Origin of the sequence: Aminobacter sp. J44, assembly GCF_007829415.1 — a bacterium.
Taxonomy (GTDB): domain Bacteria; phylum Pseudomonadota; class Alphaproteobacteria; order Rhizobiales; family Rhizobiaceae; genus Aerobium.
On record NZ_VLJG01000016.1, the window covers coordinates 1 to 21,706 of the forward strand.

The following is a 21,706-nucleotide window of genomic DNA, read 5'->3' on the forward strand; positions in this document are numbered from 1 at the left end:
CCCGCCAGCCGTGCCTGGCGGGGGCATGAGGCCCTCTCGCCCCTTCATTATCTTCACTTCGTCAGGCMCCGGCAGCGCCCCTGCGCTCGGTCATCCCGCCCCAACGAAAAACCCGCCAAAAAATCGGCGGGTTTGTCAGTGGTCTGAGGGCGCGGACCGAAATCCGCGCCCTTTCCTTTTGGCATGCCCTGTTCTTGTTGTCAGACGTTGCCGAGCTGGCTGCGATGCGCCCAGCCGGTCATTCGTTTTTCGAGCCACGCCATCAACGCGTACATGACGATGCCTTCGATGGCGAGCATGATGAGGCCTGCCCACACCAGCGGCACGTTGAACTGGCTCTGCGCCGCCGACATCATGTAGCCGAGGCCGGTATTGGCCGCGACGGTCTCCGAAATCACCGAACCCACGAATGCAAGCGTGATCGCCACCTTCAGCGAGCCGAAGAAGTACGGCATCGAGCGCGGGATACCGACCTTGATCATGATGTCCATCTTCTTCGCGCCTAGCGCGCGAAGGACGTCCTCCGTCTCCGGCTCGATGGTGGCGAGGCCCGTGGCGACGTTCACCACGATCGGGAAGAAGGCGATCAGGAATGCGGTGAGGATCGCCGGGATCGTGCCGATACCGAACCAGATCACCAGAATCGGCACGACCGCGACCTTCGGGATCGCGTTGAAGCCGATCATCAACGGATAGAGGCCGGCGTAGATCACACGGGACCAGCCCACCAACAGCCCCAGCGCCAGACCGCCGACCACAGCGAGGCCAAAGCCGAGCGTCGTCGTGAACAGGGTCTGGATCGAGTTGCGCTGGATCGCCGGCCAGTACTTGATCAGCGCCTCGACGATAGCGGAAGGCGCCGGAAGGATCACCGGGCGGATATTGAAGATCCAGACCGCCGCTTCCCAGATCACGAACAGGCCGATCGTGTAGATGACCGGCGCCAGCCCGACCCAGTTGATGCTGCCCTTGCGGATTTCGTTCGCACTCATGCTGCCTGCCTCGCATCGGCGATCTCGCCGCGCAGTTCATGAACCTTCTCGGAAAACTCCGGCGTGTACATCAGCTCGAGGTCGCGGGGTCGCGGGAAGGTTATGGTGTGCTCGTGCAGCACCCTGCCCGGCCGCGAGCTCATGACGAAGATGCGGTCGGCAAGGAACACCGCCTCGCGCAGATCGTGCGTGACGAGGATGATGGTGACGTCCTGGGATGCATGCAGGTCGCGGATCACCTGCCACAGCTCCTCGCGCGTGAAGGCATCGAGCGCGCCGAACGGCTCATCGAGCATCAGCAGTTCCGGCTCGTGGATCAGCGCACGGCAGAGGTTGGCGCGCTGCTGCATGCCGCCCGAAAGCTGCCACGGATATTTTTCGCCAAAGCCCTTGAGGCCCACCGTCTCCAGCAGCTTCTCGGCCTTGGCGACATACTCCGCCTTGTGCTTGCGCAGGCGCCCGCGGTGCTTCTCGACGATTTCCAGCGGCAGCAGGATGTTGTCGAGGGTGGTGCGCCAGGGAAGCATGGTCGGGTTCTGGAACGCCATGCCAACGATGGAGATGGGCTTGGTCACCTGAGTGCCGGCAACTTCCACCGTCCCGGACTGAGGAATGTGCAGCCCGGTGACCAGGCGCATCAGGGTGGACTTGCCGCAACCCGACGGGCCGACGACCGCTGCGAACTCGCCGCGCTGGACGTTCAGGGTGAGGCCGGACACGGCAAGGACGCCGCCAGCGCCGCCATAGCGCATGTCGACATTGTCGATGGAAACCAGTGGCTGGGTCATATGCTGTTCGCCTCACGTGAAGAAAGAACTCCCGCCGCCATGCCGACGGGAGCCAGGTAGTTCAGGAGGCCGTTACTTGAACCGGCGCTCTTCGACCGGCGGCAGGTACTGCAGGTCGACGACATCCTCCGGCTTGACGTTGCCGGTCAGCCCCATCGACAGGGTCAGCTGCTCGAACGAGCGAGCCAGGCGTTCCATGTCGATGCCGCCGAAACCGTTTTCCTTCACGTAGGCGGTGTTGATGTTCATGTCGTTGGCCATCTTCAGGCGCTCGATCTCGACGTCCAGGTCGAGAATGTCGTTACGCTTGAGAACGGCCTTGGCACCAGCCTCCGGATCGGCGACGGCATCAGCAAAGCCCTTGGCGACAGCGCGCAGGAAGCCCTTCACCACTTCCGGATTGGCTTCGGCAAAGTCGGTGTTGACCATGATCGCGTTGCCGTAGAGGTCGAGACCATTCTCGGCCATCAGGATCGGCACGATGTCGTCGTCGGCGACACCCTGCTGCTTCAGGTTCAGGATCACCGAGAAGGCGAAGCCGAAGACGGCGTCAACCTCGCCCTGCGCCAGCATGGGCTCGCGCACCGGGAAGCCGATGCTTTCGATCTTAATGTTCGACGTGTCGATCTTGGCCACGTCAACGAATGCCGGCCACTGCGCGAAGGCGCCATCCGGCGGCGGAGCACCCAGCTTCTTGCCCTCCAGCGACTTCGGATCTTCCGTCACGCCGAGCGACTTGCGACCGACGACCGAGAATGTCGGCACGTCGTAGATCATCATCGCGGCCTTGACCTTCTGGGTCGGGTCCTGGTCGAGGAACTTGATCAGTGAGTTGATGTCGCCGAAACCGATCTGGTAGGTGCCCGTTGCAACGCGCGGAATTGCTTCGACCGAACCGGCGCCGGTATCGATCTTGACGTTAAGACCTTCAGCCTCGAAGTATCCATTGTCCTGCGCCAAGAAGAATCCGGCCGCAGGCCCCTCAAAACGCCAGTCGAGCGTGAATGCGACGTCAGTCTGCGCGCTGGCCGGAAGCGAAAAACCGCCCAGCATTGACCCGGCCATAAGACCGGCGGCTGCCATTGAGAACAACCTGCGTGAAATCATGTAGAACACCCCGGATATGAACAACGAAGGGCATCAAATCCGGTCAGAAAAAACATTGCAAGTCCTATTTGCATAGGAAATTTGCAAACGCATAAATTGCTTAAATTTTCGGCGCAATGCCTTTGCCGCGACCACTGCCAGTCTGTAGAAGAAGCAGTGCGAGCCGCGCAGGCGGGGAAAATCGAATGGCTTTTGACACTCCCGAGACCATCTTGTCGCCAACAGGTGCGAAGGTCAATCTTCACTCAGTTGCCCCTGAAGAATCGCCGGTTGCGGCGGTGCAAATCAATCATGGTCTTGCAGAACATTCGGCGCGTTACAGCCGGTTCGCAAAGTATCTTGCCGAACGCGGCTTTGCGGTATTTGCACACGATCATCGCGGCCATGGTTACACGAGTGCCCCCGGCGCGCCGCTGGGATCGTTCGGCCCCCGAGGCATGGATGCCGTACTCGACGATGTGCTCGCAGTCCACGAGCACATTGCGCAGGCATATCCTGGACTGCCGGTCATCGTCTTCGGCCATTCGATGGGCGCTCTGATCGCGCTCAACTTCGTCAGCCGCCATCCGCGCCGCATTTCCGGAGCAGCGATTTGGAACGGCAATTTCACCGGCGGTGTCCTCGGCCTCGCCGCTAAGGTCGTGCTTGCCTGGGAAAAGTTCAGGCTCGGTTCCGACGTTCCCTCGCGCATTCTCCCGCGTCTTACCTTCCGCGACTGGGCCCGAAAAGTGTCAGATGGTCGGACCGAGTTCGACTGGCTGTCGCACGACCATAACGAGGTCGATCGCTACGTTGCCGATCCGCTTTGCGGCTGGGCACCATCCATTGGCATGTGGAACGCTGTATTCGACATGATGATCGCCGGCTCGGACGATCGAACCCTCGCCCGGATTCCGCGCCACCTCCCGATCAATCTCGTTGGCGGCGACGAGGACCCGGCCACAGACTTCGGCAAGGCGGTCACCAGGCTCGAGGACCGCATGCGGCGGATGGGCTTTTTGAATCTGACTTCAACCATTTACGAGAAGACGCGACACGAATCTCTCAACGAGTTGAATCAGAACATCATCATGAAGAAGTTCGCCGACTGGGCGGAAATGGTCGCCACAAACACTGGCACAACCCCTTCGGCGTGACATTTCCTGCGGTCGTCTGGTAGTGCTCGGGTCGACTAGTTCTGGAGCGAATATTCATGGCTCAACCGCCTCTATCGGGCGTGCGCGTGATCGAACTTGCGCGCATCCTCGCCGGTCCCTGGGCTGGCCAGCTGCTCGCCGACCTCGGCGCCGACGTCATCAAGGTCGAGAATCCGGACGGCGGCGATGACACCCGCAAATGGGGCCCGCCCTTCGTCACTGGAGCCGACGGCGAAAACCTTTCCGCCGCCTACTATCACGCCGCAAACCGCGGCAAGCGCTCGATCGCTATCGACTTCTCGACGCCCGAGGGTGCAGAAACTATCCGCAAGCTGGTAGCGACCGCCGACGTTCTCATCGAGAACTTCAAGCTCGGCGGCCTGAAAAAGTACGGCCTGGACTACGAGAGCCTGAAGAAGATCAACTCGAAGCTCGTTTACTGCTCCATTACCGGCTTCGGTCAGGACGGCCCCTATGCGCCGCGCGCAGGCTATGACTTCATCATTCAGGGCATGGCCGGACTGATGTCGATTACCGGCGAGCCAGGCCGCGAGCCGCAGAAGGTTGGCGTTGCCGTCACCGACATCTTCACCGGCCTCTATTCGGTCATCGCCATCCAGGCCGCTCTGCGCCACGCGGAGAAGACCGGCGAGGGCCAGCACATCGACATGGCTCTGTTCGACACGCAGATCTCGGTGCTGGCGAACCAGAACCTCAACTACCTCGTCTCGGGCGTCGCGCCGCGCCAGATGGGTAACGCGCACATGAATATTGTCCCGTACGAGGTGGTGCCGGTGGCCGATGGCCACATCATTCTTGCGGTTGGCAATGACGGCCAGTTCCAGCGCTTCTGCAAGGTGACAGGTCTCGACGACCTCGCCACCAACCCGGATTTCGCCACCAACCCCGCGCGCGTCACCAACCGTGTCGCACTACGCGAACGCGTTGTCGCCGCGACGCAGCAGTGGAAGCGTGACGAACTTCTGGCCGAACTGGAAAAAGTCGCGGTGCCGGCGGCGCCGATCAACACGATCGCGGACGCCTTTGCCGACCCGCAGACGATTGCGCGCGGCATGCGACTCGACCTCGACGACGGCTTCGGCACCAAGCTCCCCTCGGTACGGGCGCCGATGGTGATGAGCGAAACGCCTCTAGTCTACGACCGCCCCTCGCCGCGGCTGGGGCAGCACACTGATGAAATCCTTGCAGAACTTGAACGGAGCGGAAAATGAGAACTGGCGGCCAACTCATTGTCGACGCGCTTGAAGTGAACGGTGTCGACCGGCTGTTCTGCGTTCCGGGAGAAAGCTACCTCGCGGTTCTCGACGCCCTGCACGACTCGAAGATCGAAACCGTTGTCTGCCGCCAGGAAGGCGGCGCGGCGATGATGGCGGATTGCTACGGCCGCCTCACCGGCAAGCCAGGCATCTGTTTCGTCACCCGCGGGCCCGGCGCCACCAACGCGTCGGCCGGCGTCCACATCGCAGCGCAGGACTCGATCCCGATGATCCTGTTCATCGGTCAGGTCGCACGCGACATGATGGAGCGCGAGGCCTTCCAGGAGGTGGACTACAAGGCGTTCTACGGCTCGATTGCAAAGTGGGTCGTCGAAATCAACGACGCCCGCCGCATTCCTGAACTCGTCACCCGCGCCTTCGCGGTCGCCACGTCCGGCCGCCCCGGTCCGGTTGTGATCGCACTGCCCGAGGACATGCTGACTGAAGAGGTCGAGGCCGTTGTACCGGTGGCGTATACCCCGGTTGAGACGCGTCCGGGCGACGCCGAGATTTCGGCGATGATCGAGCTGCTTGAGAAGGCCGAGCGCCCGTTCGTCGTCCTGGGCGGCACCCGCTGGACCGAGGAAGCCGTGGAGAAGATGTGCGCGGCGCTGGAGCGTTGGTCGCTGCCGGTGGGCTGCTCCTTCCGCCGTCAGGCACTGTGCGACCAGTTGCACCCGAACTACACCGGCGACATCGGCATCGGCATCAACCCGAAGCTCGCCAGATACATCAAGGACGCCGACCTCATCCTGCTCATCGGCTCGCGCTTCGGCGAGATGCCGTCGTCAAGCTACACGCTGATGAAGAGCCCCTACCCCGACCAGAAGCTGGTCCATGTCTATCCGGACCCGGAGGAACTCGGCCGGGTCTACCGCCCGACCGTCGCGATCAACGCGACGCCGTCGAGCTTTGCCGACGCCTTCGCTGAAACCGCGCCGTCGCGCACGCCCGTTTGGGCGAACCGGACGGCGGAGCTTCACCAGAACTATCTCGAGTGGTCGACGCCGCCGGCAACCGGCCCCGGCAAGGTGCTGATGGGTCCGATCATGCAGCATCTCGAGCAGGTGCTGCCGGAAGACGCCATCATCTGCAACGGCGCCGGCAATTTTGCGACCTGGATGCACCGCTTCCACCGCTATCGCCGCTTCAACACGCAGGCCGCCCCTACTTCTGGGTCAATGGGTTACGGCCTGCCGGCGGGCGTTGCGGCAAAACACATCTTCCGCGATCGCGAGGTGATCGTCTGGGCCGGCGACGGCGACTTCATGATGCACGGCCAGGAATTCGCGACCGCGATCCAGTACGACCTGCCCATCATCGTCGTGATCCTCAACAACGGCATCTACGGGACGATCCGCATGCACCAGGAGCGTGAGTATCCCGGCCGCGTGTCAGGCACGATGCTGACGAACCCCGATTTCGCGGCACTGGCCCGCGCTTATGGCGGCCATGGCGAGACTGTGGAGGAAACCTCGCAGTTCGCCGAGGCATTCGCCCGCGCGCGCCAGAGCGCCAAACCGGCGATCATCGAGGTCAAGCTGGACCCCGAGGCCATTACCCCGGCCAAAACGCTCAGCGACATCCGCGCCGGCAAATAGCCGGCGCACCGCCTTCCCTCGCGGGACGCAAATTGCGGCGAAAAAACAGCGCACCCCGCTTGAACTGCACACGTTAAGTGCCCATTTACAAGCGCCCGCCGGTTCCACCCCGTGTCGGGTCCTGGGCGCTTGCGCCGAATAAATTTTGAGACCCGGACTAACGGAGAGGGATAGTGGCGGAACTTCTAACTGCGGAGGGCTGGATTGTCCTCCTACAGGTCATGGCTATTGACCTGGTTCTGGCGGGTGACAATGCGGTTGTCATCGGCCTTGCAGCGGCAGGTCTTCCGGCCGACCAGCGCCGCAAGGCAATTCTGATCGGCATCATTGCGGCAACCGTGATGCGCATCTGCTTTGCGGCAGTGACTGCGGAATTGCTGCAGCTTGGGCCTATGCTGCTCCTCGCGGGCGGCCTCTTGCTCCTCTGGGTCTGCTGGAAAATGTGGCGCGAGCTCCGCGCGCCGGCTCACGAACATGAAGCCCACGAGGCGCTGCACGGCGAGGACCTCGACAAGGACGGTCAGATCGCCGGAAAGGCACCGCGCAAGACGCTTAAGCAGGCGATCTGGCAGATCGTTGCAGCCGACGTCTCGATGTCGCTCGACAACGTTCTCGCAGTCGCCGGTGCTGCCCGTGAGCATCCGACCGTGATGATCATCGGCCTGGCGATGTCGATCGCCCTGATGGGTCTGGCAGCGTCCTTCATTGCGCGCCTGCTCGAGCGCTACCGCTGGATCGCCTATATCGGTCTTGCGATCATCTTCTATGTCGCCTGCGATCTCATCTATCGCGGCGCCACCGAGTCCTTCCCGGGACTCTTTGGCTGATAGCCTACAACGAACTGATCAGAAAGCCGGCCTTCGAGCCGGCTTTTTTTTTCGCTTCCCGCAGCCGAGCAAACAAAAAGGCCGCGCAATGCGCGGCCTGCCAGAAGCTGGGTGGATGCCAGTTACTTGCGGTTGAACGAAACCGCCGGGAGAAGCGTCGCGGCTGTGCGGAGCGAAGTGGCAGTTGCGACTGCCATCTGCGGCAGGAGCATCCATTCGAGCGTCCAGGCAGCGCCGGAGCGCTCGTTTTCGTGCACCAGCGATTGGTGCATGCCGGCAACCAGTGTCGCGTTGAAACGCGCAAGCGCGACGAGCGTCTCAGCCCCAACCGGATTGACCTTATGCGGCATGGCGGACGAGCCCCCACCCGCAGCGAGCTTGATCTCGGCGACCTCGTTCTGCGCAAGCAAAGCAATGTCCTGCCCCATCTTGCCGAGGCTGCCCGTCAGCAGCGACAGGCAAGATGCGAAGCCCGCGACGCCGTCACGTTCGCTGTGGCGTGCCCGCTCCGGAGCTTGGAGGCCGAGGCGCTGTGCCAGAAGTCGCGACACCTCGGCGCCCTCGTCGCCCAGCTTCTCCAGCGTGCCGGCAGCGCCGCCGAAGGAAAGAACAGCAACTCCCCGCGTCGCCTCGTCCAGCTTATCGCGAAGGCGGACCAGCGGGTCCTTCCAGCTCGCGATCTTGCGGGCGGCAGGCACGGGAATGGCGGCCTGCATGCGGGTGTGCCCCATCGTCTCGATGGAGCCGTCGCGCGCCTCGATCTCTTCGAGCAGCTTGATGACGGCACTGAGACGGGAGGAAAGAACCGATGAAAGCGCCTTCAGGCGCAGGGCAAGGCTGGTGTCGATGACGTCCTGGCTGGTCGCACCGAAGTGGACCTTCGAGCCATAGGTGTCGCCGACCGCCTTGCGCATCATGGCAACCAGCGACGGGATCACCACCCCGTCGCGAGCCGTGCCGACGCGGAGAGCGTCCATGTCCGGCACGAATTGCGAAAGCGCATCCCCGATCGCCCTCCCCGCTTCCGCCGGGATCACTCCTGCTTCCGCTTCCGCCGCAGCGAGCGCGATCTCGAACGAGATCATGGCCTCGACATCGGCCTGTGCGGAAAAGAGTGCCGAAACCTCCTCGTCACCGAGGAGGCCCGACAGGAACGGGTGGTCGAATGGGGCTGCGCTCACGTTGTCCTGCGTCAGATATCGAAGAAGACGGTTTCCTTTTCACCCTGCAGGTGAATGTCGAACGTGTAGACATTCCCTTCACGCTGGGCAATCAGGGTCGGGACGCGGACGCGGTGCTCGATCCTGTTGAGGATCGGGTCTTCCGCATTCGCCGCTTCTTCGTCGCCGAAGTACATGCGGGTGTGCAGGCCGAGGTTGATGCCGCGCGCCACGATCCAGAACGTGATGTGCGGCGCCTGCATGCGGCCGTCGGAGAACGGAACGCGGCCCGGCTTGATCGTTTCGAACTTGAAGATGCCGTCATCCTGGCCGGCCGGGCAACGGCCCCAACCCGTGAAATTCGGGTCGGCAGAGCCACGCAGTTCCGCCGGCGAGTTGTAGAGACCATCGGCGTCTGCCTGCCAGATCTCGATCAGCGCGTCCTTGAGCGGCGTGCCGGTGCCGTCGATGACACGGCCGGTGACGATGATGCGCTCGCCCTTGGTCTTCTCGTTGACCATGCGGCCGCCGAGGTCTTCCGGATAGACGCCTTCGATGCCGCAGAAGTTCGGCGTCAGGCCGATGTGGACGTAAGGGCCCGCGGTCTGCGACGGGCTTTCCTTCAGACGGTTGAGGGACTGGACCATGTATCAGTTTCCTTCGCGACGGTTCTCGAAGAAGGTGGAGCGGCGGCCGCGCAGCACAATGTCGAACTTGTAGGCGCGGCTGTCCATCGGCGTGGTCGCCTGCATGTCGAGCTTCGCGGTCAGCATCTTCACGGCTTCCGGATCATTCAGCGTGCGCGCGATCGGGCACAGCGGGATCAGCGGATCGCCCTCGAAATACATCTGGGTGATCAGGCGCTGCGAAAAACCGCTGCCGAAGATCGAGAAGTGGATGTGCGCCGGACGCCAGTCGTTAGGACCATTCGGCCAAGGATACGGACCCGGCTGAATGGTGCGGAACCAGTAGCGGCCTTCCTCGTCGGTGATAGAACGGCCGCAGCCGCCAAAGTTCGGGTCGAGGGCAGCCTGGTAGCCTTCCTTCTTGTGGCGGTAGCGGCCACCGGCATTGGCCTGCCAGTATTCGACCAGTGCACCCGGGACCGGGCGACCATTTTCGTCAAGGACACGGCCGTAGACGATGATGCGCGGACCGATCGCACTCTCGCCTGGGCGGGCGTAGTTGTGGATCAGGTCGTTGTCGAGCTCACCGATGATGTTGTGGCCGAAACGCGGACCCGTGTTCTCCGAAATCGTGCCCTCCAGCGACAGCAGGGCACGCTGCGGCGAGCGCACGATCGAGGTCTTGTACCAAGGCGTGTATGCCTTGGGATGCCAGCCGAGGTCGCGCTGGAAGAACGGACCTGTCTCCGGCAGCCGGTTGGAGCGTATGGGATCGCTCATTGCTCTCTCTCCTTGTCCATCTCGTCAAATGTCTGCTTGACGATCTTGATCGCGTGGTTGGCGCGCGGGACGCCCGCATAGATGGCGACGTGTAACAGTGCCTCCATGATGTCGTCGCGGGATGCGCCGGTGTTGGCGGTGGCGCGCACATGCATCGCCACCTCCTCGTGATTTCCGAGGGCGGCCAGAAGCGCGATGGTGATCATCGAGCGTTCACGCTTGGTGATCGTGTCGCGCGACCAGACATGTCCCCATGCCGCCTCGGTAATCAGTTCCTGGAAAGGCGCATCGAACGGGGTCTTGTTCGCCTCGGCGCGGTCGACATGGGCATTGCCCAGGACGCTGCGCCGCGTCTTCATCCCCTGTTCGTAGCGCTTGGAAATCTCGCTCATCTGCTTCTCCGCTCAGTAGGGCAGCCCGACATAGTTCTCGGCGAGCGACTGCTGCGCGGCGAGCGAGCCCGAGAGGTAGTCGAGCTCGGCCTCCTGAATGCGCTGGCCGAATGCGCCGGCATCGGGGAACCGGTGCAGCGTGTTCGTCATCCACCAGGAGAAGCGCTCCGCCTTCCAGACGCGGCGTAGCGCACGCTGCGAATAGGCGTCGATCCCGGCCGCCGACTTGTCGAGGTAGTGCTCGCGCAGCCCGTCGAAGAGGTAGCGGACGTCGCTGGCGGCAAGGTTAAGGCCCTTCGCGCCGGTCGGCGGCACGATGTGCGCGGCATCTCCGACGAGGAACAGGCGGCCAAAGCGCATCGGCTCGGCCACGAAGGAACGCAGCGGCGCGATCGACTTCTCGATCGACGGGCCGATGGTCATCTTCTCGGCCGTTTCGGCCGGAAGACGGGCGCGAATTTCGTCCCAGAAGCGCTCATCCGACCAGTCCTCGACCTTGTCGTCGAGCGAGCACTGTACGTAGTAGCGGCTGCGCGTGTGCGAGCGCATCGAGCAAAGCGCGAACCCGCGCTGGTGGTTCGAGTAAATCAGCTCATGGCTGACAGGCGGCACTTCAGCGATGATTCCGAGCCAGCCGAACGGATAGACGCGCTCATAGGTCTCGAGCCCCTTACCTTCCACTGCCTTTCGGGACGGCCCATGATAGCCATCGCAGCCTGCGATGAAGTCGCAGTCGAGGCGGTGGGTAACGCCATCCTTCTCGTAGGTGACATATGGCTTGTCGCCGTCGAAATCGTGCGGCTGGACGTTGGCCGCCTCGTAGACGGTCACGGCACCGGAGGCTTCGCGGCAATCCATCAGGTCGCGCGTAAGCTCGGTCTGGCCGTAGACGACGACGCGCTTGCCCGTGAACTTGTGGAGGTCGATCCGGTGGTGGCGGCCGGAAAAGGTTAGGTCGAACCCCTCGTGCGGCAACCCCTCGCGGCGCATACGGTCGCCCGCCCCTGCTTCAACCAACATGTTGGCCATGCCCTCTTCGAGGACTCCAGCACGAATACGGCCGAGCACATAATCCTTGCTGACACGTTCGAGGATAACGTTGTCGATGCCGGCGTTGGTGAGAAGCTGACCGAGCAAAAGCCCGGAGGGTCCGGAGCCGATGATGGCTACCTGGGTACGCATGCTGGCTGTCCTCCCTCGTGGCTGCAGCGTGAAGATTGTATACCGTTGCGCCGGTCACCCTCTCAATGGACTTTCCGGGCAAACGATTGCACTATCGGAACACCTTGCAGGATGAAATCGTTGGCGCAGACTGTTCCCTCATATCGACTTTATCGTGAAGCCTACGGGGAATCCGGGGATTTCTGGATTCACTGCGAAACGATCCCGGAGCGCACGCACCTGCACAATTGGGAAATTTCGCCTCACCGCCACGACGCGCTGTTCCAGATTTTTTTTATGAGCGACGGTGCTGGCGAAATCACGGGCGACGATGGCAGCCGCCGCTTCAAGGCTCCCTGCGCGATATTTATTCCACCGGGAGAAGTCCACGGTTTTTCCTATTCGCGCGATGTCGACGGGCTGGTGCTCACGGTCGTCAGCGACCGGCTGAAGACGCTTGCCGCTGCCGACCGTCGGGTTGCACTTTTTGCCTCCGAAATTCGCATCATTCCGACCTCTCCTGAGGACAAGGATGCGAACTTTGCGATCGAATGTGTACGCAAGCTGTTCGAGGAACTCACCGGACGAGCCCACTGCCGCCTGCTTTTGCTCGAACCGCTCATGACAGGCGCGATCGTCGCCCTGGTCCGCTCTGCCAATGCCGCGGGCGCGGCCAATGACGGCCTCGATGATCGCGACCGCGAACGGGTCGAGACACTGGCGACGCTAATCGCGGCCAACTTCCGCGCGCACAAGCCGGTGAGCTTCTATGCCGACACGATCGGTGTCTCGCCAACACACCTCAACCGCATCGCACGCAAGGCAACCGGCTACTCGGTGCTGGGTCTCATCACTCAGCAACTGCTTGAGGCCGCGCGTCGCGATCTGATTTTCACACCTACGCCGATCCAGGGCATCGCCTACGGCCTAGGCTTTTCGGACCCCGCCTATTTCAACCGCTTCTTCCGCCGCCAGACCGGCATGACGCCGGGCGCCTTCCGTGAAGCTGAGCGGAGAAAGCAGGCGCTCGGCAAGTGACGTCCCGCCAATGAAAAAGGGGCGGTTGCCCGCCCCTTCCGAGTTCCGGACCAGCCGCGATTACATCGCGTCGGTGATCTCGGTCGTGTAGGCGCCAGACGGCTCCTTCTCGATGATCTTCTGGTCGAGCAGCGCCTTGGCGGTACGCTCGTAGGCCGGCACGATAAGCTTCGCATCAGGCGTATCGATCAGCTTCGCCACCTCGCCGATCATGCGGACCTGGTGGTTCTCGTCCTGGCCGCCATTGTCCATGACGATCTCGGCCGCCTCTTCAGGGTTCTCCATGGCGTACGCCCAGCCCTTCATCGAGGCGCGGACGAAACGGACCATCTTGTCCTTGAAGGCCTGGTCCTTGAGGTTCTCCTCCATGACGTAGAGGCCGTCCTCGAGCAGGTCGACGCCCATCTCCGTGTAGTTGAAGACAATGAGATCCTCCGGCTTGAAGCCGGCGTCGATCACCTGCCAGTACTCGTTGTAGGTCATGACCGAGATGCAGTCGGCCTGCTTCTGGATCAGGGGTTGCACGTCGAACGACTGCTTGAGCACGGTCACGCCGTCAGGGCCACCCTCAGTCGGAATGCCAAGCGAGTTCATCCAGGCATAGAACGGATACTCGTTGCCGAAGAACCAAACGCCGAGCGTGTGGCCCTTGAAGTCGTCGGTGGTCTTGATCGGACCATCCTTCGGGCAGACGAGCTGCATGCCCGCCTTCTTGTAAGGCTGGGCGATGTTGACGAGGTTGACGCCCTTATCGCGCGCGGCGAGCGCTGCCGCCATCCAGGTAACGACGACATCAGCGCCGCCGCCGGCAATCACCTGCTCCGGCGCGATGTCCGGGCCGCCCGGCTTGATGGTGACGTCGAGGTTCTCCTCATCGTAGAACCCCTTGTCCTTGGCAACGAGATAACCTGCGAACTGCCCCTGCACGACCCACTTGAGCTGCAGGGTCACCGGATCAGCCGCCCAGGCATGCGCAGTGGCGAGGGAAAACGCCCCCGCCAGCATAGATACGATCAGTTTCTTCATTCTTCTTACCCTCTGGAGAACGTCTAACCACCGCGGATAGACGGATGCCAAAATGTGACTGCCCTTTCTGCGAGGGCTACCACTCCATAGAAGACGGAACCCGCGAGTGCTGCAACCGCGATTTCCGCCCACACCATGTCGACATTCATGCGTCCGACCTCGGTCGAGATGCGGAAGCCCATGCCGACCACAGGCGTCCCGAAAAACTCGGCCACGATGGCGCCGATCAGCGCCAGCGTCGAATTGATCTTCAGAGCATTGAAGATGAATGGCATCGCCGCCGGAAGCCGCAGCTTCGCCAGCGTCTGCCAGTAGCCCGAAGCATAGGTGCGCATCAGGTCGCGCTCCATGTGCCCCGCAGCGGCGAGGCCCGTGACCGTATTAACGAGCATCGGGAAGAAGGTCATGATGATTACCACCGCCGCCTTCGACTGCCAGTCGAAACCGAACCACATCACCATGATCGGCGCGATGCCGATGATCGGCAGCGCAGAGACGAGGTTGCCGATCGGCAGCAGGCCCCGCCGCATGAAGGTGAAGCGGTCGGCGACGATTGCCGCCAGGAACCCCGCCCCGCAGCCGACGACATAGCCGAACAACACGGCCTTGAAGATCGTCTGGTTGACGTCCGCCGCCAGGATCGGCAGCGAGTTTGCAAAGCGCGCGGCGACCGCGGATGGCGGCGGCAGCAGCACGAACGGGATGCCCGCCCCGCGCACAATCGCTTCCCACAGGATCAGCAGCCAGGCGCCAAACAAAAACGGAATGAAGAGGCGCAGGAGGATGTCGGTGCGCCGGTCTTTGGTCCGAACCGTGGACAGCACGGTGACCAACCGCCAGGCGAGCAGCCATGAGGCCGCCAGCAGCAGCCAGAATGAAGGAGTTGCCCCACCGGCGTGGTCCGTCAATGCCGAGAGCAGCAGCCAGACCGCCCCGTGCGCAGCAATGAACAGGACGGCAGAGACCGCGACCGTATTGCCAAGCGCTACACCTCCGACGGGACCCGCCACGAGCAGCAGGACGATCGGCCAGCTTGTCCCGCCCGCCCCGCTCGAAACGGTAGGCAGGAACGCAAATGAGGTGACGACCAGAGCAAGCGCCAGAACGGACTGCCAGTTGCGCAGAAAGTTGCTCATGCCGGTCGCCCTCCCATGCCGCGCTCGACGAGCCGGCCAACTAGTCCGACCGCTGCTACCAGCAGGGCCGCGACGATAGAGCCGGCGACCAGTGCCGAGAACATGTCGATGGTTTGGCTGTAGTAGGAGCCGTTGAGGAGCTTGGCGCCGATGCCTGCGACCGCGCCTGTCGGCAGCTCGCCGACGATAGCGCCGACGAGGCTCGCCGCCACCGCCACCTTCATCGAGGCGAACAGGAACGGCACCGACGCGGGCAGCCGCAGCTTCCAGAAGGTTTGCCAGCGGCTCGCATTGTAGGTGCGCATGAGATCGAGATGCAGCACATCAGGCGAGCGCAGACCCTTCACCATGCCGACGGCGACGGGGAAGAACGACAGGTAGGTCGAGATCAACGCCTTCGGAATCAGCCCGGTGATGCCGACCGCAGCCAGCACGACGATGATCATCGGTGCCAGTGCAAGGATCGGGATCGTCTGCGAGGTGATGATCCACGGCATCAGGCTTCGGTCCAGCGCCGTCACGTGGACGATGCCGACCGCGATCAGGATGCCGAGCAGAGTGCCGATGGCAAAGCCCGCCAGCGTCGACGAGAGCGTGATGCCGGCATGGTAGACGAGGCTGCGGCTGGAGGTGACCTTCCGCAGGAAGGTGTTTTCGAAGAAGTTTTCCGCCACCTGATGCGGAGCGGGCAGCGTCGGCTTCGGCTGCGTCATCGTCCGCACGAAGAACTCGGAGAAAGCCGGCGTCTCCCCCGCGCGCCGGTCGAGATCACGCTGGAACGGCGCATTCATCGCATAGGCTCCGGCATACCAGAGCGCGATGATCCCGAGCAGCAGGACGGTGACTGGCAGCAGCTTGTCACGAAGGCGATCGGTCATTGGACGGTCGCCTCCTCAAATGAATTGGGGGCCACACCAAGAGCGCGGAGAATTTCCTCCACGCAGCCGTCGAGGCTCATCTCGAGTTCGCCAGTGTTAAACCGCAGAACGCGATAGCCTTCTGCGTTCAACCAATGGACTCGCTCCGCGTCGCGTGCCTGACGCAACGGCTCGAAATGATGTTCTCCATCAACCTCGATGACGAGCCTGTGGGAGTGGATCGCGAAATCGGTCACGTAGGGTCCAACCGGCACCTGCCGCCGGACATGGATTCCGTACCAGCGTCGGAATTGCCTAAGCTCGTCCCAGAGCCTGCGTTCACCGTCGGTCATCTCGCGGCGCAGCCGCCTTGCGCGAGCGATGGCGGCTTTGGATGCGGCAGTTGGCATCGTTGATACCCCCACCCCTAACCCCTCCCCACAAGGGGGAGGGGAATTTGCTGCAATACGGCTCGGGCCAGGGCCACACCCTCGTCAACTTGCGGATGCGCTGAGAACTCAAACCGCACGGGCGAATTGAACGCCGCGCACACCACACCGCCACCCCACGGGTACCAACGTTCCCCTCCCCCTTGTGGGGAGGGGTTAGGGGTGGGGGTAAACCTCCCGACACCGCGCTCCGCGTATGAAGGCACCTCAATCCTCATAGCTGTGCCCTGCCCTGAGGCCGTCGCGGACGCGGGCGGCGATGGCCAGAAATTCCGGGGTCTCGCGAATGTCGAGCGGCCGCTCGCGCGGAAGGTCGGACTCGATCACGTCGGTTACGCGGCCCGGGCGCGGCGACATCACGACGATCTTGGTCGACAGGTAAACCGCCTCGGGGATCGAGTGCGTCACGAAACCGATCGTCTTTTCGGTCCGTGCCCACAGCTTCAGAAGCTGCTCATTGAGATGGTCGCGCACGATCTCGTCGAGCGCACCGAATGGCTCGTCCATCAGGAGCAGGTCGGCATCGAAGGCAAGCGCACGCGCGATCGACGCCCGCTGCTGCATGCCGCCCGAAAGTTGCCAGGGATATTTCTTCTCAAAGCCCGTCAGGTTAACGAGTTCGAGCGTGCGATGGATGCGCTGTCCGATCTCCTCCCTCGAATAGCCCATGATCTCGAGCGGCAGCGCGACGTTCCGCTCGATGGTCCGCCACGGAAACAGCCCGGCTGCCTGGAAGACATAGCCGTAGGCACGCTGCTCGCGCGCCTCGCGCGGTGACATGCCGTTGACGGTGATGGTGCCTGCGGTCGGCTGCTCCAGGTCAGCGATCACGCGCAGGAACGTAGTCTTACCGCAGCCAGAGGGGCCGATGAACGAGACGAACTCGCCCTTGTTGATGGTCAGGTTGACGTTCGACAGGGCATGCACCTGCCCGTCGCCCGTATCGAAGGTAAGCCCCAGCCCCCTGGCTTCGACTACTGAGTTTTGCGATGCCGTCATTCTCGATCCGTATTCAACTTGGCTGGACGGGGCCGGCCGGCCCTCGTCTGGCGAAACGGCGCTTGCGCGCCGGCAGTCAGTCGGACGCGCGAGATGCGGCCTACACCCCGGAAGCCGGGATGCCCGAACGCTCCACCTTGCGAGGTGCTACGAGTTCCTTCCAGGTCGAGAGCGCCTTGTTGACGGCCATGTGCGGCTCGCGGGCCACGAACTTACCGTGGCCGGGCTTAGCGTCGACCTTGCCTTCCTCGACCACCAATTCGCCACGGGTGAAGACGAAGCGCGGCAGGCCCTTCACCTCGATGCCCTCGAAGACGTTGTAGTCGATCACCGACTGCTGGCTCTTCGACGAGATGACCTTCGAGCGGTTTGGATCCCAGACGATGATGTCAGCATCCGCCCCTTCAACGATCGCGCCCTTCTTCGGGTACATGTTGAGGATCTTGGCGATATTGGTCGAGGTGACGGCGACGAACTCGTTTGGCGTAAGGCGGCCGGTGTTGACGCCATAGGTCCAAAGGACCGGCAGGCGATCCTCGAGGCCGCCGGTGCCGTTCGGGATCTTGGTGAAGTCACCGACGCCGTAGCGCTTTTGCTCGGACGTGAACGAGCAGTGGTCGGTGGCCACGACCTGCAGCGAACCGGCGGCGAGGCCAGCCCACAGCGAATCCTGATGCTGCTTGTTGCGGAACGGCGGGCTCATCACGCGGCGCGCGGCATGATCCCAGTCCTTGTTGAAATACTCGCTGTCATCGAGCACGAGGTGCTGGATTAGCGGCTCGCCGAAGACACGCATGCCCTTCTGACGCGCGCGGCGGATCGCTTCATGCGCCTGCTCGCAAGAGGTATGGACGACATAGAGCGGAACACCCGCCATGTCGGCGATCATGATGGCGCGGTTGGTCGCCTCGCCCTCGACTTCCGGCGGACGCGAATAGGCATGCGCCTCGGGGCCGTTGTTGCCTTCCGAAAGCAGCTTCTGCGACAGCGCCGCGACGACGTCGCCGTTCTCGGCATGGACGAGCGGCAGCGCCCCGAGTTCTGCGCATCGCTGGAACGACGCGAGCATCTCGTCGTCGTTGACCATCAGCGAGCCCTTGTAGGCCATGAAATGCTTGAACGAGGTGATGCCGCGCTTCACCACTTCCGGCATCTCGTTGAAGACCTGCTCGCCCCACCAGGTAATGGCCATGTGGAAGGAGTAGTCCGAGCATGCGCGCGTCGACTTGTTGTCCCACATGGTGATCGCCTCGAGCAGCGACTGGCCGGGGGACGGTAGGCAGAAGTCGACCACCATCGTCGTGCCGCCCGAAAGAGCGGCGCGCGTGCCGGTCTCGAAATCGTCAGCCGAATAGGTGCCCATGAACGGCATTTCGAGGTGCGTGTGCGGGTCGATTCCGCCCGGCATGATGTAGCAGCCGGTGGCGTCATACTCGTGGTCGCCGTGCAGGTCGCCGCCGATCCCGACGATCACGCCGTCCTTGATCAGCACGTCGGCCTTCCAGGTGCGATCCGCGGTAACGACCGTGCCGTTCCTGATGACTTTGGTCATTCTTCAGTTCCCCTTGTTTTCGAGCCGCTTCTGACGAGCAGCTTCAGATCGGATTTTAAAGGATTCAGATCACCCCACTATTTCCGCAGTCTCCACCACGGCGTGGAACAGGACGTCGGCGCCCGCCGCGGCCCATTCCTTTGAGATTTCCTCTGCCTCGTTGTGCGACAGACCATCGACGCAGGGGCACATGACCATTGCTGTCGGCGCCACGCGGTTGATCCAGCAGGCGTCATGGCCTGCGCCCGAGACGATGTTGCGATGCGAATAGCCGAGCCGATCAGCAGCCTTGCGGATTGCCTCCACACAACCCTGGTCGAAGGTGACCGGCTCAAAATGGCCGACCGGCTCGATGTCGAAGGAAATGTCCATCGCATCGCAAATCTGGGCGATGCCGTGCTCGATGCGCGCACGCATCTCACCCAGCACCTCGGCATTGGGGGAGCGAATGTCGATGGTGAAGACCACCTTGCCGGGGATCACGTTGCGCGAGTTCGGATAGACCTCGACATGACCGATCGCGCCAACCGCGTCCGGCTGATAATCCATCGCGACTTCGTGGACGAGCTCGGTGACACGCGCCATCCCAAGGCCGGCATTGCGGCGCTTCGGCATCGGCGTCGAGCCGGTGTGCGCCTCCTTGCCGGTGAGCGTTACTTCCAGCCACCATAGGCCCTGTCCATGGGTGACGACGCCGATGTCGATACCCTCGTCCTCAAGGATGGGGCCCTGCTCGATGTGCAGCTCGAAGAACGCCTTCATCGGCCGGTTGCCCACCTCCTCGTCGCCCTTCCAGCCGATGCGCTCAAGCTCGTCGCCGAAGCGCTTTCCCTTGGCATCGACGCGGTCATAAGCCCATTCGAGCTCATGAACGCCCGCGAAGACACCCGAGGCCAGCATCGCCGGGGCAAAGCGGGTGCCCTCCTCGTTGGTCCAGTTGGTAACGACGATCGGATGCCTGGTCTTGATCCCGAGATCATTCAGCGAGCGGACGACCTCAAGGCCGCCAAGCACGCCGAGGACACCGTCATACTTGCCGCCAGTGGGCTGGGTATCGAGATGGGAGCCGACATAGACCGGTGGCAGCGAGGGGTCCGTTCCCTCGCGGCGGGCGAACATGTTGCCCATCTTGTCGACGCCCATGGTCAGGCCCGCTTCATCGCACCACTTCTTGAAGAGGTGGCGGCCCTGCCCGTCCTCGTCGGTCAGCGTCTGGCGGTTGTTCCCGCCGGCAACGCCGGGCCCGATCCTGGCCATCTCCATGAGGGAATCCCACAGCCGGTCGGCATTGATGCGCAGATTCTCGCCCGGTGCTGCCATCGGTCACAATTCTCCCATTCATGTTCATCCGGAAGAGCCGGCGGTTCCCGTCGCCGGCCCCTCCCAGATCGACGGCTAGTCGATCTCTTTCAGAACGTCGCGGATGCACCCGACGATCTGGTCGATGTGCTCCTTCTCGACGATGAGCGGCGGCGACAGCGCGATGATGTCGCCGGTGGTGCGGATAAGCACGCCCTTCTCAAATGCTTTGAGGAAGGCCGTGAACGCGCGCTTGGTCGGCTGTCCTTCCAGCGGCTGCAGCTCGATCGCACCCACGAGACCGATGTTGCGGATATCGATCACATGGCGCGCATCCTTCAGCGAGTGCAGCGCCTCTTCAAAGTACGGCGCAAGCTCGGCACCACGCGTCAGCAGGCCCTCTTCTTTGTAGGTATCCAGCGTCGCGATACCGGCAGCCGATGCGATCGGATTGCCCGAATAGGTGTAGCCGTGGAAGAACTCGATCAGGTGCTCCGGACCGGTCATGAAGGCGTCGTGGATTTCCTTCTTCACCAACACCGCACCCATCGGGATGACGCCGTTGGTGACGCCCTTGGCGGTGGTGATGATGTCCGGGGTGACGCCGAAATAGTCGGCCGCGAACGGCGTGCCGAGACGACCGAAACCGGTGATGACCTCGTCGAAGATCAGGAGGATGCCGTGCTTGGTGCAGATGTCGCGCAGGCGCTGCAAGTAGCCCTTCGGCGGAATCAGCACGCCGGTGGAACCTGCCATCGGCTCGACGATCACGGCGGCGATGGTCGACGCATCATGCAGGGCGACGATGCGCTCCAGCTCGTCGGCGAGCTCGGCGCCATGTTCCGGCACGCCGCGCGAGAACGCGTTCTTGGCCGGCAGATGCGTGTGCGGCAGATGGTCGACGCCGCCGAGCAACGTGCCGAACATCTTGCGGTTGGTGACGATGCCACCGACGGAGATGCCGCCGAAATTGACGCCGTGGTAGCCGCGCTCCCGGCCGATCAGGCGGGTGCGGCTGSCATCGCCGCGGACGCGGTGATAGGCAAGCGCGATCTTGAGCGCCGTCTCGACCGATTCAGAACCCGAATTGGTGAAGAAGACATGGTCCATGCCTTCCGGAGCGATGTCGACCAGGCGGTTGGCCAGCTCGAACGCAAGCGGATGCCCCATCTGGAACGCCGGCGCGTAGTCGAGCTCGGCAGCCTGGCGCTGGATCGCCTCGGTGATTTTCGGGCGGCAGTGACCCGCGTTGACGCACCAAAGGCCGGCGGTACCGTCGAGCACCTTGCGACCGTCAGACGCACTATAGTGCATGTCCTTCGCAGCAACCAGCATACGCGGCGCCTGCTTGAACTGCCGGTTGGCCGTAAACGGCATCCAGAATGCGCTGAGATCGTTCGGCGCGACGTTAAGCCTGTTGGACATGACCAAGCTACCCCTTCTTAATTCCCACTCTTTCCGGCCAACGCTTGGTTCTTCGGGCGCAGCTATGCTACGCATTAT

Annotated in this window: 21 protein-coding genes; 5 read left to right on the plus strand and 16 right to left on the minus strand. The window is 62.8% G+C overall.

The genetic code is table 11. From position 1 onward, the window contains the following. Positions 1-200: 200 nt before the first annotated feature. From L610_RS08080 to L610_RS08090, 3 genes are all read right to left on the minus strand, one after another. A complete protein-coding gene (locus L610_RS08080; RefSeq protein WP_144704105.1) occupies positions 201-992 on the minus strand; it encodes an ABC transporter permease in 792 nt (263 codons plus the stop codon). After that, positions 989-1,780, minus strand: coding sequence for an ABC transporter ATP-binding protein (locus L610_RS08085; RefSeq protein WP_024846624.1), 792 nt, complete (start codon positions 1,778-1,780; stop codon positions 989-991). Before L610_RS08085 ends, L610_RS08080 begins: the two co-directional genes overlap by 4 nt. A gap of 72 nt (positions 1,781-1,852) precedes the next feature. After that, on the minus strand, positions 1,853-2,887 hold the full coding sequence (locus L610_RS08090; protein ID WP_144704108.1) for an ABC transporter substrate-binding protein: 1,035 nt from the start codon (positions 2,885-2,887) through the stop codon (positions 1,853-1,855). 185 nt (positions 2,888-3,072) lie between these two features. Between L610_RS08090 and L610_RS08095 the strand changes: the two genes are divergently transcribed. The 4 genes from L610_RS08095 to L610_RS08110 all read left to right on the plus strand — a co-directional run bounded on the left by L610_RS08095 (position 3,073) and on the right by L610_RS08110 (position 7,728). Next, positions 3,073-4,023 carry an alpha/beta hydrolase gene (locus L610_RS08095; RefSeq protein ID WP_144704242.1) on the plus strand — a complete coding sequence of 317 codons (951 nt, stop codon included), beginning with the start codon at positions 3,073-3,075 and terminating at the stop codon, positions 4,021-4,023. A 56-nt stretch (positions 4,024-4,079) separates the two neighbouring features. Then, the gene (locus tag L610_RS08100) at positions 4,080-5,255 is read left to right on the plus strand and encodes a CaiB/BaiF CoA-transferase family protein (RefSeq protein ID WP_144704111.1); all 1,176 of its coding nucleotides are present in this window, start codon (positions 4,080-4,082) and stop codon (positions 5,253-5,255) included. Further along, the gene (locus L610_RS08105) at positions 5,252-6,901 is read left to right on the plus strand and encodes a thiamine pyrophosphate-binding protein (protein WP_144704114.1); all 1,650 of its coding nucleotides are present in this window, start codon (positions 5,252-5,254) and stop codon (positions 6,899-6,901) included. Before L610_RS08100 ends, L610_RS08105 begins: the two co-directional genes overlap by 4 nt. Positions 6,902-7,122: 221 nt before the next feature. Further along, a complete protein-coding gene (locus L610_RS08110; RefSeq protein ID WP_144704245.1) occupies positions 7,123-7,728 on the plus strand; it encodes a TerC family protein in 606 nt (201 codons plus the stop codon). A 122-nt stretch (positions 7,729-7,850) separates the two neighbouring features. Here the strand turns inward: L610_RS08110 and L610_RS08115 are convergent, their stop codons facing one another. Genes L610_RS08115 through pobA form a run of 5 tightly spaced genes read right to left on the minus strand, consistent with a single transcriptional unit; the run spans position 7,851 to position 11,868 of the window. Continuing rightward, the gene (locus L610_RS08115; RefSeq protein WP_144704117.1) at positions 7,851-8,909 is read right to left on the minus strand and encodes a 3-carboxy-cis,cis-muconate cycloisomerase; all 1,059 of its coding nucleotides are present in this window, start codon (positions 8,907-8,909) and stop codon (positions 7,851-7,853) included. A gap of 11 nt (positions 8,910-8,920) precedes the next feature. Next, complete coding sequence (gene pcaG, locus L610_RS08120; RefSeq protein ID WP_144704120.1) at positions 8,921-9,535, minus strand: protocatechuate 3,4-dioxygenase subunit alpha; 615 nt, start codon at positions 9,533-9,535, stop codon at positions 8,921-8,923. Between the two features lie 3 nt (positions 9,536-9,538). Next, positions 9,539-10,294, minus strand: a complete 756-nt coding sequence (gene pcaH, locus L610_RS08125) for a protocatechuate 3,4-dioxygenase subunit beta (RefSeq protein WP_144704123.1) — start codon at positions 10,292-10,294, stop codon at positions 9,539-9,541. Continuing rightward, positions 10,291-10,686 (minus strand): 4-carboxymuconolactone decarboxylase, encoded by a 396-nt coding sequence (gene pcaC / locus L610_RS08130; protein WP_144704126.1) that lies wholly within the window; start codon positions 10,684-10,686, stop codon positions 10,291-10,293. Before pcaC ends, pcaH begins: the two co-directional genes overlap by 4 nt. Before the next feature lie 12 nt (positions 10,687-10,698). After that, entirely contained in the window at positions 10,699-11,868 is a 1,170-nt protein-coding gene (gene pobA / locus L610_RS08135; RefSeq protein ID WP_144704129.1) for a 4-hydroxybenzoate 3-monooxygenase, read from the minus strand. A 45-nt stretch (positions 11,869-11,913) separates the two neighbouring features. Between pobA and L610_RS08140 the strand changes: the two genes are divergently transcribed. Then, on the plus strand, positions 11,914-12,885 hold the full coding sequence (locus tag L610_RS08140; RefSeq protein WP_246658965.1) for a helix-turn-helix domain-containing protein: 972 nt from the start codon (positions 11,914-11,916) through the stop codon (positions 12,883-12,885). Positions 12,886-12,945: 60 nt separating this feature from the next. Here the strand turns inward: L610_RS08140 and L610_RS08145 are convergent, their stop codons facing one another. The 8 genes from L610_RS08145 to L610_RS08180 all read right to left on the minus strand — a co-directional run bounded on the left by L610_RS08145 (position 12,946) and on the right by L610_RS08180 (position 21,628). Next, the gene (locus L610_RS08145; RefSeq protein ID WP_024846636.1) at positions 12,946-13,911 is read right to left on the minus strand and encodes an ABC transporter substrate-binding protein; all 966 of its coding nucleotides are present in this window, start codon (positions 13,909-13,911) and stop codon (positions 12,946-12,948) included. A 23-nt stretch (positions 13,912-13,934) separates the two neighbouring features. After that, positions 13,935-15,047, minus strand: a complete 1,113-nt coding sequence (locus L610_RS08150) for an ABC transporter permease (RefSeq protein WP_144704132.1) — start codon at positions 15,045-15,047, stop codon at positions 13,935-13,937. Beyond that, positions 15,044-15,925, minus strand: coding sequence for an ABC transporter permease (locus tag L610_RS08155; protein ID WP_144704135.1), 882 nt, complete (start codon positions 15,923-15,925; stop codon positions 15,044-15,046). Before L610_RS08155 ends, L610_RS08150 begins: the two co-directional genes overlap by 4 nt. After that, positions 15,922-16,314 carry an endonuclease domain-containing protein gene (locus L610_RS08160; RefSeq protein WP_144704138.1) on the minus strand — a complete coding sequence of 131 codons (393 nt, stop codon included), beginning with the start codon at positions 16,312-16,314 and terminating at the stop codon, positions 15,922-15,924. Before L610_RS08160 ends, L610_RS08155 begins: the two co-directional genes overlap by 4 nt. Before the next feature lie 246 nt (positions 16,315-16,560). Then, the gene (locus L610_RS08165; RefSeq protein ID WP_144704141.1) at positions 16,561-17,352 is read right to left on the minus strand and encodes an ABC transporter ATP-binding protein; all 792 of its coding nucleotides are present in this window, start codon (positions 17,350-17,352) and stop codon (positions 16,561-16,563) included. Positions 17,353-17,452: 100 nt separating this feature from the next. Further along, the gene (hydA, locus tag L610_RS08170) at positions 17,453-18,904 is read right to left on the minus strand and encodes a dihydropyrimidinase (protein ID WP_024846640.1); all 1,452 of its coding nucleotides are present in this window, start codon (positions 18,902-18,904) and stop codon (positions 17,453-17,455) included. Positions 18,905-18,973: 69 nt separating this feature from the next. Next, on the minus strand, positions 18,974-20,224 hold the full coding sequence (locus tag L610_RS08175; RefSeq protein WP_144704144.1) for a Zn-dependent hydrolase: 1,251 nt from the start codon (positions 20,222-20,224) through the stop codon (positions 18,974-18,976). A 75-nt stretch (positions 20,225-20,299) separates the two neighbouring features. After that, positions 20,300-21,628 carry an aspartate aminotransferase family protein gene (locus tag L610_RS08180; RefSeq protein WP_144704147.1) on the minus strand — a complete coding sequence of 443 codons (1,329 nt, stop codon included), beginning with the start codon at positions 21,626-21,628 and terminating at the stop codon, positions 20,300-20,302. Positions 21,629-21,706 lie beyond the last annotated feature (78 nt).

What these genes read in the sequence shown, in the direction of transcription:
- pcaH (WP_144704123.1), bottom strand. Translation starts at nt 10,294, where the DNA reads ATGAGCGATCCCATACGCTCCAACCGGCTGCCGGAGACAGGTCCGTTC.
- L610_RS08175 (WP_144704144.1), bottom strand. Translation starts at nt 20,224, where the DNA reads ATGGCAGCACCGGGCGAGAATCTGCGCATCAATGCCGACCGGCTGTGG.
- L610_RS08160 (WP_144704138.1), bottom strand. Translation starts at nt 16,314, where the DNA reads ATGCCAACTGCCGCATCCAAAGCCGCCATCGCTCGCGCAAGGCGGCTG.
- L610_RS08080 (WP_144704105.1), bottom strand. Translation starts at nt 992, where the DNA reads ATGAGTGCGAACGAAATCCGCAAGGGCAGCATCAACTGGGTCGGGCTG.
- pcaG (WP_144704120.1), bottom strand. Translation starts at nt 9,535, where the DNA reads ATGGTCCAGTCCCTCAACCGTCTGAAGGAAAGCCCGTCGCAGACCGCG.
- L610_RS08145 (WP_024846636.1), bottom strand. Translation starts at nt 13,911, where the DNA reads ATGAAGAAACTGATCGTATCTATGCTGGCGGGGGCGTTTTCCCTCGCC.
- L610_RS08085 (WP_024846624.1), bottom strand. Translation starts at nt 1,780, where the DNA reads ATGACCCAGCCACTGGTTTCCATCGACAATGTCGACATGCGCTATGGC.
- hydA (WP_024846640.1), bottom strand. Translation starts at nt 18,904, where the DNA reads ATGACCAAAGTCATCAGGAACGGCACGGTCGTTACCGCGGATCGCACC.
- L610_RS08150 (WP_144704132.1), bottom strand. Translation starts at nt 15,047, where the DNA reads ATGAGCAACTTTCTGCGCAACTGGCAGTCCGTTCTGGCGCTTGCTCTG.
- L610_RS08090 (WP_144704108.1), bottom strand. Translation starts at nt 2,887, where the DNA reads ATGATTTCACGCAGGTTGTTCTCAATGGCAGCCGCCGGTCTTATGGCC.
- L610_RS08095 (WP_144704242.1), top strand. Translation starts at nt 3,073, where the DNA reads ATGGCTTTTGACACTCCCGAGACCATCTTGTCGCCAACAGGTGCGAAG.
- L610_RS08100 (WP_144704111.1), top strand. Translation starts at nt 4,080, where the DNA reads ATGGCTCAACCGCCTCTATCGGGCGTGCGCGTGATCGAACTTGCGCGC.
- L610_RS08110 (WP_144704245.1), top strand. Translation starts at nt 7,123, where the DNA reads ATGGCTATTGACCTGGTTCTGGCGGGTGACAATGCGGTTGTCATCGGC.
- pcaC (WP_144704126.1), bottom strand. Translation starts at nt 10,686, where the DNA reads ATGAGCGAGATTTCCAAGCGCTACGAACAGGGGATGAAGACGCGGCGC.
- L610_RS08155 (WP_144704135.1), bottom strand. Translation starts at nt 15,925, where the DNA reads ATGACCGATCGCCTTCGTGACAAGCTGCTGCCAGTCACCGTCCTGCTG.
- pobA (WP_144704129.1), bottom strand. Translation starts at nt 11,868, where the DNA reads ATGCGTACCCAGGTAGCCATCATCGGCTCCGGACCCTCCGGGCTTTTG.
- L610_RS08165 (WP_144704141.1), bottom strand. Translation starts at nt 17,352, where the DNA reads ATGACGGCATCGCAAAACTCAGTAGTCGAAGCCAGGGGGCTGGGGCTT.
- L610_RS08105 (WP_144704114.1), top strand. Translation starts at nt 5,252, where the DNA reads ATGAGAACTGGCGGCCAACTCATTGTCGACGCGCTTGAAGTGAACGGT.